The sequence below is a fragment of the Enterobacter dykesii genome (assembly GCF_008364625.2).
GTDB lineage: Bacteria > Pseudomonadota > Gammaproteobacteria > Enterobacterales > Enterobacteriaceae > Enterobacter > Enterobacter dykesii.
Window position 1 is genome coordinate 1,235,654 of record NZ_CP126604.1, and the last position, 11,633, is coordinate 1,247,286.

Consider the following 11,633-nt stretch of genomic DNA (forward strand, 5'->3'; position numbering starts at 1 on the left):
AAGGGTGACCGCTGATTAAAATCAGTAAATTGCTTTTTTGATGATTGAAATTCAGTCCGCCCGGTGCGGGTGAGTCTGAATTAAAATGAATGAGCGCACGAGTTCACAGGCAATAGCCTGTAAAATAAGGTTTTTCAGGATAACCTGTAAGCGAGTGCGCCAGAAGTCGAAGGACTACCGGGCATTAAAGAGATGAAAGTCAAAGCAGTTTCGGTGGGCAAACATCATGATATGTGTTGTCCGCCTTATATGGGGCATTAAGCGATTGTTGTTTTCCATGTTTCATTTTCCTTTCAGTAATTGAAAGCATGGTCATTTTATCCAGGAAAAGGCGATTAACCGTGAGGTAGATCACCGTTAACCGATCAAATCAGAAATAAATATTCGTTTTAGATGAATATCGCAGATCAAAATTCTGGTTTGTTGGTGTTACGTTAATAGAATGTGTTAACAATGTTTTAAATGAGCAAAAATAACCCGTAAAAATAATGTATGAATTATTTGCGAAATATTGCCTGAGGTATTTCGATTTTATTTAAAAATAAAATGAATAGTTATTCAAAGCATAAACCGATAACCGATACCGGTTTCAGTTAATAAATGGCGAGGGCGAGCGGGGTCAACTTCGAGTTTCTGACGAAGATGTCCCATATATATGCGTAAATAATGACTATGTTCCACCGCGTTGGGCCCCCACACCTGGCTTAACAGCTGGCGTTGGGTGAGAACCTTGCCGTGGTTGTTGAGCAGAACGGCGAGCAGGCGAAATTCTATTGGCGTCAGATGGATTTCTTCTTCACCGCGCACAATACGCCGCGCGGCCAGGTCAACCCGGATATCACCAAACGCGTAGGTTGGATCGGCAGGCGTGGTGGCGCTGTGGCGACGCAGCGCCACGCGAAGGCGAGCCTGTAGTTCGCCGATACCAAAAGGTTTAATCAGATAGTCATCCGCCCCGGCATCCAGCGCCGCGATTTTATCCGTCTCTTCCGTACGAGCGGAGAGCACGAGGATCGGCATCTGGCTCCACTGGCGGACTTCCCGGATAAAATCGATGCCGTCGCCGTCCGGGAGTCCAAGATCGAGGATCACCAGGTCCGGCTTGCGGGTGGCGGCTTCAATTAAACCCCGTTGAAGCGTACCCGCATCATGAACGCGCAGACCGTCCCCTTCCAGCGCAGCGCGCAGAAAACGGCTAATGGCGATCTCATCTTCAACAATCAGAACGTTGATCACAAATCCTCTGGTAATTCATTAAGTTCTGGCGGGGTTTCAAGAGGAAGTGTAACACAAAACCGCGTGCCGCCTTCGGGACGATTCTCGGCGGAGATGGACCCACCGTGGACGTCAATGATTGCCTGGCAAATCGCCAGCCCCAGCCCCACGCCCGGAATGGCCGACTCCTTATTGCCGCGTGCGAATTTTTCGAAAATAGCCAGCTCCTGCCCGGCGGGAATGCCGGGTCCGGTATCCCAGACGTCAAGGCGAAGCGTGCCGTCGTCCACCGTCGCATCCACGCCAATTTGCGCGCTGGCGCCCGCATATTTGCCGGCATTCTCCAGCAGGTTGATCAGCACCCGTTCAAACAGCGGACCATCGACATGAATTAAGGTCAGGGGCTCGGGCATGTTCAGCGCGATATGTCGCCCACCCAGACCGGGTTCGAGCATCTTCAGGGCGCTGCCCACCACCTCTTCAAGCGTGAGCCACTCTTTTTTGAGGTTAAAACCGCCTGACTGGATACGCGCCATATCGAGCAGGTTATTCACCAGACGCGTGGTATTCAGCACGTGCTGGCGGATCTCGCTGGCCTGAAGCGCGTGTTTAGAGCCTTCCGCCGCCAGGTCCAGCGTCAGGATTTCTGACTGACCAAACAGGACGGTGAGCGGGGTTCGCAGATCGTGAGACAGCGCCGCCAGCAGCGAGTTACGAATGCTTTCACGCTCGCTCGCCAGCCGGGCCTGTTCTTCGCTGGCGGTGAGGGCCAGCCGCTCCAGCGCGCTGGCAACCAGCAGCGTAAAGGTCTCCAGCAGCCGCTGCTGTTCGGGGATCATCAGCTGGCGCAGGTTTGAGGGCTCAACAATCACCAGCCCCTGATTTTTATCGGCGCTGCGCAGGGGCAGAATTTGATAGGGCACGCCGGGCAGGGTGTCGGTCCCTGCACCTGCAGGTAACCCTTTATCAAAGCTCCAGCGCGCGATGGCTTCGTCCCAGGGCGTCATGCCTGTGGCGGACGTCAGCGGGCGCAGCTTGCCGTGTTCGTCCGGGAGCAAAATCAGGTTGCTGGCATGAAACGTCGAGCGAATAAACTGCTCGCTGGTCTGCACGATATCCAGCGGCGTGCGTCCCACCGCCAGCGATTTCGACATCTCATAGAGATGGCGCGTGCGCTGCTCGCGATAGCGGGCAATACGCGCCTGGTAGCGCACGCCCGCCGTCAGATTCCCGATCACCAGCCCGACGGTGAGCATCACGGCAAAGGTGAGGATGTACTGTACATCCGAGACGGCGAGCGTCCCGCGGGGGGCAATAAAGAACAGATCGAAGCTGATGACGTTGATCACCGTCGCCAGGACCGACGGCCAGCGCCCGTAAAAGAGCGCCACCACCACTACGCCAAGAAGATAAATCATTACCAGGTTGGCGGCGTCGAAGGCGATCAGCCACTGGCTGGCAATCACCGTAATCAGGGCGCAGAGCACGAGGGCGACAAGACAGCCGCGCAGCTGAATGCGCCATTTATCGCTGAAGGCACGGCTGTCCGGCGCGCGGCTGGGTAACGGCGTGGGCTTATCATCCAGCGCCACGATCACCAGATCCAGATCCGGCGCGCGGCGGGCCAGCTTGTCGGCAAACGATTCGCGGCTAAACCAGCGGCGATGCTGGCGACGGCCAATCACGATTTTCCCCAGGTTGTGCTCACGGGCATAGCGCAGGATGGCTTTATCTTCCTGAGGATCGGAAAGGGTGGCGGTTTCGGCACCCAGCTCCTGCGCCAGGCGCAGCGAGCTCAGAATAGCGCGACGCTGGTTTTCGGGCAGCGCGTGCAGCTGCGGCGTTTCGACATACACCGCATGCCAGACGCTGCCAAATTTAGCCGCCAGGCGAGCGGCGGTGCGAACAAGCTTTTCATTGCCGCTGCCGTGGCCTACGCACAGCAGGATGGCATCTCGCGTATGCCAGACGCGTTCCTGGCCCTGCAGGTCACGCCAGGCGCGCATCTGATCGTCGACGCGATCGGCAGTACGACGCAGGGCCAGCTCGCGCAGGGCAATCAGGTTGCCTTTTCGGAAGAAGTGTTCGATGGCGCGCTCGGCCTGTCCGGCGATATAGACTTTGCCTTCATGCAGGCGCTGGCGCAAATCGTCGGGGGGCAGGTCGACCAGCACCACTTCATCGGCAGAATCAAAGAAGGGGTCGGGCACCGTCTCGCGCACCTGAATGCCGGTCACGCCGCTCACCACGTCGTTCAGGCTCTCCAGATGCTGAACGTTTACCGTCGTGAATACATCGATGCCGGCTTCGAGCAGCTCTTCAACGTCTTGCCAGCGTTTTGGATGGCGTGAGCCTGGCGCATTGCTGTGCGCCAGCTCGTCCATCAGGATAAGGGCGGGACGGCGGGCGAGGGCGGCATCAAGATCGAATTCGGTAACTAACCGACCGCGATGGCTGATGCGGCGGGGCGGCTGGGTAGCCAGCCCCTTCAGCAGCGATGCGGTCTCTTTGCGTCCGTGGGTTTCGACCACGCCGATCAGAATATCGAGCCCCTGCGCCCGTAGCCGCTGGGCTTCCGTCAGCATGGCGAAGGTTTTCCCGACGCCTGCGCAGGCGCCAAAGAAAATTTTCAGTTTGCCGCGATGGGCTTCAGCCGTCTGTTCAAGCAGCCTGTCCGGATCCGGGCGCATGGGCTCGTCGGTCATTTAGTTTTTCCTTAGCGCGTCCAGCGCCAGATTCAGCTCAACAATATTCACCACGGGCATGCCTATGAAGCTGACCAGCGGCTTTTGCGTGTGCTCTGCAACCAGCTGGCTCACCTGTTCGACGGTCAGCTGACGGGCGGCGGCAACGCGCGGGATCTGCCATGCCACCGCTGCCGGCGTCAGGCTGTAGTCCAGCCCGCTGGCCGAGGCGGTCACCAGCTCCACGGGCACCTCACGGCTGGCCTGCGGATTCGCGGCGCGCAGGGCTGCCACGCGCTCAGCAACGGCTTTGTCCAGCTCGGGGTTGCTGCCCGCCAGGTTACTGCCGCCAGAGGCCATCGGATTATACGGGCTTTCGGCAGTGGCGGAAGGGCGTCCCTGGAAGTAACGGGCATCCGTAAAGTTCTGACCAATCAGGCGCGAACCGCGGTTTTCACCGTTTTGCAGTATCAGCGAGCCGTTAGCCTGATCCTTAAACCACCACTGGCCCAGCGCGGTGGTCACCAGCGGGTAAAGCCCGCCGGTAATGAGAGACAGCAGAATAAACAGAAGTATAGCGGGGCGTAACATCGTCATTTGATTCACCTTTTAAACCAGGCCGAACAGCGTCAACAGCAGGTCGATAACCTTGATACCGATGAAGGGCACCACCAGCCCGCCCAGGCCGTAAATCCACAGGTTGCGGCGCAGCATGGCGGCGGCCGTGAGCGGCTTATAGCTCACGCCTTTCAGCGCCAGCGGGATCAGGAAGACAATAATCAGGGCGTTAAAGATCACTGCGCTCAGAATGGCCGAGGCCGGAGAGTGCAGGTGCATCACGTTCAACGCGTTTAATTGCGGGTAGGTCGCAGCAAACGCGGCCGGAATGATGGCGAAATATTTCGCCACGTCGTTGGCGATACTGAACGTGGTCAGCGACCCGCGCGTCATCAGCATCTGCTTGCCAATGTGCACCACTTCAATCAGCTTGGTCGGGTTAGAGTCGAGGTCGACCATGTTGCCCGCCTCTTTTGCCGCCTGGGTACCGGAGTTCATCGCCACCGCCACGTCGGCCTGCGCCAGGGCAGGGGCATCGTTGGTACCGTCGCCCGTCATCGCCACCAGACGGCCTTCCGCCTGATACTGACGAATCAACGCCAGCTTGGCTTCCGGTGTGGCTTCGGAAAGAAAATCATCCACGCCCGCTTCGGCGGCAATCGCCGCGGCGGTAAGACGGTTATCCCCGGTGATCATCACCGTTTTGATCCCCATTTTACGCAGCTGGGCGAAGCGCTCCTTGATGCCGCCTTTGACGATGTCCTTCAGGGCAATTACCCCGAGCACGTGTGCGCCCTCGGCCACCACCAGCGGCGTTGCCCCCTGACGGGCTACGCTCTCTACCAGGCTGTCCACTTCCGGTGGAAAGTGGCCGTTGTTGGCCTCAATGTGGCGGCGGATAGCGTCAACGGAGCCTTTACGGATCATGCGATCCTGAATGTTAATTCCGCTCATGCGTGTTTGCGCCGTGAAGGGCACGAAAGTGGCGTGCAGGCTCTGAACGTCGCGCTGGCGCAGGTTAAAGCGCTGCTTGGCGAGGATCACGATACTGCGGCCTTCCGGGGTTTCATCGGCAAGCGAAGAGAGCTGTGCGGCATCCGCCAGCGTTTTTTCATCCACGCCCGGGGCGGGTAAGAAATCTGACGCCTGGCGGTTGCCGAGGGTAATTGTCCCGGTTTTATCCAGCAGTAAGACGTCCACGTCACCGGCGGCTTCAACCGCACGCCCGCTGGTGGCGATGACGTTGGCACCGAGCATACGGCTCATGCCGGCTACGCCGATGGCTGACAGCAGGCCACCAATGGTGGTGGGGATCAGGCAGACCAGCAGCGCCACCAGCACCGTGATGGTGACCGCGGTACCGCCGTAGGCGGAAAACGGCCACAGCGTCGCGGTTGCCAGCAGGAAGACGATGGTCAGGGCCACCAGCAGGATGGTCAGGGCAATCTCGTTCGGCGTTTTACGACGCTGCGCGCCTTCCACCATGGCGATCATCCGGTCGAGGAAGGTTTCACCCGGGTTAACGCTGCACTGGATCACCAGCCAGTCGGAGAGAATGCGCGTCCCACCCGTCACGGAGGCGAAATCGCCGCCAGATTCACGGATCACCGGCGCGGACTCCCCGGTAATGGCGCTTTCATCCACCGAGGCTCCCCCTTCGATGACTTCACCGTCGCAAGGGATAATGTCACCGGCCTCCACCAGCACCACATCGCCTTTGCGCAGTTCATCAGCCGGAACGTGGTCCATCTGCGCGCCGTATTTCGGTTCACGTAGCTTGCGCGCGAAGGCGGTTTTTTTCACCCCTTTCAGGCTGTTGGCCTGGGCTTTACTCCGGCCTTCCGCCAGCGCTTCCGCAAAGTTGGCGAACAGCACGGTAAACCACAGCCACAGGCTGATGGCGCCGGTAAACATCGCATTTCCAGGCATATGGCCCGTTCCCATGGCAATCGCCAGGGCGGTGGTCAGGACGCTTCCCGCCCAGACAATAAACATCACCGGGTTGTGCCACTGCACGCGCGGGCTCAGCTTTTTCACCGCATCCATGAGCGCCTGGCGAACTAATGACGGTTCGAACAGGGCCAGTTGTTTACGACTCATGACAATTTCTCCGCAAAATCAGCGTAAAGAGAGGTATTCCGCGACCGGGCCTAACGCGAGGGCGGGGATAAAGGTCAGGGCGCCGACCAGCAACACGGTGCCCGTCAGCAGGCCGATAAACAGCGCGCCGTGGGTCGGTAATGTCCCGGTAGTGGTCGGTTGGATTTTTTTATTCACCAGCGATCCGGCTATCGCCAACACCGGCACAATGATCCCGAAGCGACCCACAAACATGCAGAACGCCAGCAGACAGTTCCAGAACGGAGAGTTGGCGCTTAAGCCCGCAAAGGCGCTGCCGTTGTTGTTAGCGGCAGAGGAGACGGCATACAGCACTTCACTAAAACCGTGAATGCCAGGGTTAAAGATGCCGCTGCGTCCGGCTTCGGTCATCAGCGCCAGCGCGGTGCCGAGCAGCACGAGAGCCGGGGTGACCAGAATCGCCAGCGCGGTTAATTTCATCTCGCGAACATCGATTTTTTTACCGAGGTATTCCGGGGTGCGGCCAATCATCAGACCGGCAATAAACACCGCCAGCAGCACGAACAGCAGCATGCCGTAAAGACCCGAACCCACGCCGCCAAACACCACTTCGCCAATCTGCATCAGCCACATCGGGATCATGCCACCCAGCGCCGTAAAGGAATCGTGCATAGCGTTGACTGCCCCGCACGAGGCCGCGGTGGTGACCACCGCATACAGGCTGCTGGCGAGAATGCCAAAGCGGCTCTCTTTACCTTCCATGTTGATATTGCTGTTAGCCCCAAGCTGCATGAAATGGCTGTTGCCGCTCCATTCAGCCCACATCACCAGCGCCACGCAGACCACAAAGATCAGCGACATGGTCCAGAGCAGGGTGCGGCCCTGACGACGATCGTTAACCACATCACCAAAGGCAAAGCAGAGCGCGGCGGGGATCAGGAAAATCGCCAGCATCTGCACAAAATTGGTCAAGGCTGTAGGGTTTTCAAACGGATGCGACGAGTTGGCGTTGAAGAAGCCACCCCCGTTCGTTCCGAGCATTTTGATGGCTTCCTGTGACGCTACCGGCCCCATCGGCAGGAGCTGTTTTGCGCCTTCCAGTGAGGTATAGGGCGCGTAAGGCATCAGGTTTTGCAGGGTGCCCTGCTGGATAAAGAACAGCGCGATCAGCAGCGCAATCGGCAGCAGGATCCACAGCGTGATGCGGGTCAGATCCACCCACGCGTTACCCAGGGTATTGATTTTCTGACGCGCAAACGCACGGGTCAGCGCGAAGATCACCGCGATACCGCTGGCGGCCGAGAGGAAGTTTTGCACGGTTAACCCGACCATCTGGCTGAAGTAGCTGAGCGTGGTTTCACCGGAATAGGACTGCCAGTTAGTGTTGGTGACAAAGCTCACCGCCGTGTTCAGCGCAAGATGCCAGGACAGGCCCGGTAACTGTTGCGGATTCAGCGGCAAGATGCCCTGCAACATCAGCATGGCAAAAAGCGCAATGAGCCCAACGATATTCAGCAGCAGAATGGCGATCAGATACTGACGCCAGTTCATCTCCCGATCGTCTATTCCCAGTACGCGCCAGATCCCTTTTTCAACGCTTCCCGTGCCGGGCAAAGGGACGTTATTGATCAATCGTGCCAGTCCCGATCCCAGTGGTCTTGCCAGAATGAACAGTACCAATAAGAAGCTGGCAATAAGCAGAAACGCCTGAGCAGCCATCAGAAGGCCTCCGCATTTATCAGGGCATAGACCAGATAACCCAATAACAGGAACACCAGCACGATGCCGGCAATAAGACCTGCACTCACAATCCACCTCCAGGTGACTTTTGTTGTTGTGCTAACGGTAGGATTTCCGGCGCAAAGATTTCGCAAAAATGGGGAGGGCGGGTGTAAAAAAAGTATAAAAATGGCAAAGCCCACAATTTAACTATTGATAAGTAAACTGTTAACTTTTTTGTAACTTAATTACGGCGTGAGTGTAAATTTTTGCTAAACGGACGAAAATAAGTGGTCGGATGAGTAGTAAAATTACAAACAAAGCGATATTATTTTAGCCAGGTCACAGATTTTGAATTTTCCGGATGACGTTTCCGGCCAACTATAGGGGAGAAAAATATGGATCTTTATAAAGAGTATCCGGCTCATATCGTGTTCTTGCGCCGCGCTTTCGCCGTAGTGGCTGGCGTGCTGGCTCTGCCGGTGATGCTGTTCTGGAAAGATCGTGCACGTTTTTATAGCTATCTGCACCGCGTCTGGGCGAAAACCAGCGAGAAGCCGGTGTGGATGGATCAGGCCGAGAAAGCGACCTGCGATTTCTACTGATACTAAGACTACACATAGCAATAAAAAAACCGCCACATTACTGTTGGCGGTTTTTTTGTCCCTCGGGATTCGCGGTCCGTTGGGTGGTTTTCAAGCCCTCGTCAGAGGGTTACAAGAATATCTCGGGTTCTTAAGTAATCAAACTGCAACTCCCTAAATATATTCTTAAAAATCATTTCAGTGGATTACCTTTTACGCGAGGGCCAACTACTATGCAGCGTCCCTTTCCGCCATCTCGCACATGGGCACCGGTCCCGGGGAAGGCGTCACCACAACCGTAAGTCAGGCTCTCGTCAGGGCTTGTGTCCACCGACTTATCACCGGTGGTGAACGGTGGAGCGGTTAGCTGCAGGGACCGCATAATGAAACGCTATTTTTGCATCGCGTTCATTGTCGCCAGCGTACTCGTTGTAAAGAGCGATGAACCTAATGGGTTTGTCGCGTTAACCACGATAGCGCAGGACAAGTAGCGCTAAGGCCGCCTCGGGCGGCCTTTTTTATTTCATCCCGTCTACACTTCATGGCAAAGTAGTTCAATGCATGCTTTTTCCTTTTACGGCATGCCCTTACGGACATAATGGATAATTGCCTGGAGTTTTATGCCCACCCATCTGGTTTGGTTTCGCGCGGACCTGCGCGTACATGACAACATCGCCCTTGCGGCAGCATGCCGCGCCAAAGACGCTAACGTACTGGCACTGTTTATGGCCACGCCCGAGCAGTGGCGGCAGCACGATATGGCCCCCCGGCAGGCGGCCTTGCTCCGGGCGTATCTGAACGATCTGCAGCACTCGCTTGCCGGAAAAGGCATACCGCTGATTTATAAAGAGGTGAATGATTTTGCCGCACAGCTTCAGACGGTGCAGGAGATCTGTAAGCAGCACGAGGTTACGCATCTTTTCTACAACTACCAGTACGAATTCAACGAGCAGCAGCGCGACCGCCAGCTGGAGAAGATGCTGGAAGGGGTGGTCTGCGAAGGGTTTGATGACAGCGTGATGCTGGCACCGGGCAGCGTTATGACCGGCAACCACGAGATGTATAAAGTTTTTACGCCGTTCAAAAATGCCTTTATCAAACGTCTGAAAGAGGCGCTGCCGGAGTGCGTTGCCGCGCCTGCCGTGCGAGGCGAAGCCATAAAAGAGCTGCCTGAGCTGACGTTTGATTACCCTCAGCAGCCGTTTGATGAAGCGCTGTTCCCTGCCGATGAAAAAGCGGCCATCGCTCAACTGCGCCAGTTCTGCAAGCAGGACGCGGGCTATTACGACGCGCGTCGGGATTTTCCCGCCATCGAGGGCACCAGCCGCCTGTCGGCCTGTCTGGCGCTGGGCGCGATCTCACCGCGCCAGTGTTTGCACCGTCTGCTGGCGGAGCAACCGCAGGCGCTGGAGGGTGGCGCAGGGTCCGTCTGGCTGAATGAACTTATCTGGCGCGAGTTTTATCGCCATCTGATGACCTTTCATCCTGGTTTGTGTAAGCATCGGCCCTTTATTGGCTGGACCGATAACGTAAAGTGGCAATCGAATGATAAGCAGCTGAAAGCCTGGAAAAGTGGGCAGACAGGCTATCCGATAGTCGATGCCGCCATGCGTCAGCTTAATGAGACGGGGTGGATGCACAACCGCCTGCGGATGATTACCGCCAGCTTTCTGGTGAAGGATCTGCTTATCGACTGGCGTATCGGAGAGCGCTATTTTATCTCTCAGCTGATCGATGGCGATCTCGCGGCGAATAACGGCGGCTGGCAGTGGGCGGCCTCTACCGGCACCGATGCCGCACCCTATTTCCGGATTTTCAATCCGACCACTCAGGGGCAAAAATTTGATGCGGACGGCGAGTTTATCCGCCGCTGGGTTCCTGAACTTAACGGTATACCTGCTAAAGCGATCCACGAACCGTGGGCATGGGCGGATAAACAGCGTGTAAAGCTGGATTACCCTCGTCCGATTGTCGACCATAAACAGGCGCGTGTCGCCACGCTGGCGGCGTACGAAGCTGCCCGCAAAGCATAAGAGAGTGATGATGAAAAACAGCGAACTGGAAAGCCTGATTAACGAAAAACTGAACAGTACCTCCTTCAGCGATTACGGCCCGAACGGGCTCCAGGTTGAAGGCCGTGAGACGGTGCAAAAAATTATCACCGGCGTGACGGCAAGCCAGGCGCTGCTGGACGAGGCCGTTCGTCAGAACGCCGACGCGGTGATTGTTCATCACGGTTACTTCTGGAAAAACGAATCGCCGATTATTCGCGGGATGAAGCGCAATCGTCTGAAAACGCTGCTGGCTAATGACATCAACCTGTACGGCTACCATCTGCCGCTGGATGCACACCCGGAGCTCGGCAACAACGTCCAGCTGGCGCAGCTACTGGGGATTACCGTGATGGGTGAAATTGAACCGCTGGTGCCGTGGGGCGAGCTGGCGATGCCGGTTCCGGGTCTGGAGCTGGCCTCCTGGATTGAAGCGCGTCTGGGGCGTCGCCCATTGTGGTGCGGTGATACCGGACCGGATCTGGTTAAACGTGTTGCCTGGTGTACCGGTGGCGGACAGGGCTTTATCGACAGCGCTGCCCGCTTCGGCGTCGATGCGTTCATCACCGGCGAAGTCTCAGAGCAGACGGTTCACTCTGCTCGTGAGCAGGGTCTGCACTTTTACGCGGCAGGCCACCATGCCACTGAGCGCGGCGGCATTCGCGCCCTCAGCGAGTGGCTGACGGAAAATACCGATCTGGATGTGACCTTTATTGATATCCCTAACCCGGCCTGATGAGAGG

At 57.0% G+C, this 11,633-nt stretch carries 10 protein-coding genes; 3 read left to right on the top strand and 7 right to left on the bottom strand.

Annotation, left to right across the window (positions count from 1 at the left end):
• Nucleotides 1–174 precede the first annotated feature (174 nt).
• The 7 genes from speFL to kdpF form a co-directional block, all read right to left on the bottom strand.
• The gene (gene speFL / locus F0320_RS05800; RefSeq protein WP_003858645.1) at nt 175–279 is read right to left on the bottom strand and encodes a leader peptide SpeFL; all 105 of its coding nucleotides are present in this window, start codon (nt 277–279) and stop codon (nt 175–177) included.
• 279 nt (nt 280–558) lie between these two features.
• Entirely contained in the window at nt 559–1,236 is a 678-nt protein-coding gene (gene kdpE, locus F0320_RS05805; protein WP_047073924.1) for a two-component system response regulator KdpE, read from the bottom strand.
• Nucleotides 1,233–3,920: a two-component system sensor histidine kinase KdpD gene (kdpD, locus tag F0320_RS05810; protein WP_126328031.1), complete on the bottom strand. Its 2,688-nt coding sequence runs from the start codon at nt 3,918–3,920 to the stop codon at nt 1,233–1,235. The genes kdpE and kdpD overlap by 4 nt, the downstream gene beginning before the upstream one ends.
• A complete protein-coding gene (kdpC, locus tag F0320_RS05815; RefSeq protein ID WP_126328032.1) occupies nt 3,921–4,496 on the bottom strand; it encodes a potassium-transporting ATPase subunit KdpC in 576 nt (191 codons plus the stop codon).
• Between the two features lie 12 nt (nt 4,497–4,508).
• Nucleotides 4,509–6,557 carry a potassium-transporting ATPase subunit KdpB gene (gene kdpB / locus F0320_RS05820; protein WP_023310779.1) on the bottom strand — a complete coding sequence of 683 codons (2,049 nt, stop codon included), beginning with the start codon at nt 6,555–6,557 and terminating at the stop codon, nt 4,509–4,511.
• An 18-nt stretch (nt 6,558–6,575) separates the two neighbouring features.
• The gene (kdpA, locus tag F0320_RS05825) at nt 6,576–8,255 is read right to left on the bottom strand and encodes a potassium-transporting ATPase subunit KdpA (RefSeq protein ID WP_126328033.1); all 1,680 of its coding nucleotides are present in this window, start codon (nt 8,253–8,255) and stop codon (nt 6,576–6,578) included.
• Nucleotides 8,255–8,344, bottom strand: a complete 90-nt coding sequence (gene kdpF, locus F0320_RS05830; protein ID WP_014069365.1) for a K(+)-transporting ATPase subunit F — start codon at nt 8,342–8,344, stop codon at nt 8,255–8,257. The genes kdpA and kdpF overlap by 1 nt, the downstream gene beginning before the upstream one ends.
• Before the next feature lie 309 nt (nt 8,345–8,653).
• On the opposite strand from kdpF, the gene F0320_RS05835 reads away from it, so the two are divergent.
• The 3 genes from F0320_RS05835 (at nt 8,654) to F0320_RS05845 (ending at nt 11,626) form a co-directional block, all read left to right on the top strand.
• Nucleotides 8,654–8,860: a YbfA family protein gene (locus tag F0320_RS05835; protein WP_023310781.1), complete on the top strand. Its 207-nt coding sequence runs from the start codon at nt 8,654–8,656 to the stop codon at nt 8,858–8,860.
• Between the two features lie 599 nt (nt 8,861–9,459).
• Nucleotides 9,460–10,872, top strand: a complete 1,413-nt coding sequence (gene phrB / locus F0320_RS05840; protein ID WP_126328034.1) for a deoxyribodipyrimidine photo-lyase — start codon at nt 9,460–9,462, stop codon at nt 10,870–10,872.
• A 10-nt stretch (nt 10,873–10,882) separates the two neighbouring features.
• The gene (locus tag F0320_RS05845) at nt 10,883–11,626 is read left to right on the top strand and encodes a type 2 GTP cyclohydrolase I (RefSeq protein WP_126328779.1); all 744 of its coding nucleotides are present in this window, start codon (nt 10,883–10,885) and stop codon (nt 11,624–11,626) included.
• Nucleotides 11,627–11,633 lie beyond the last annotated feature (7 nt).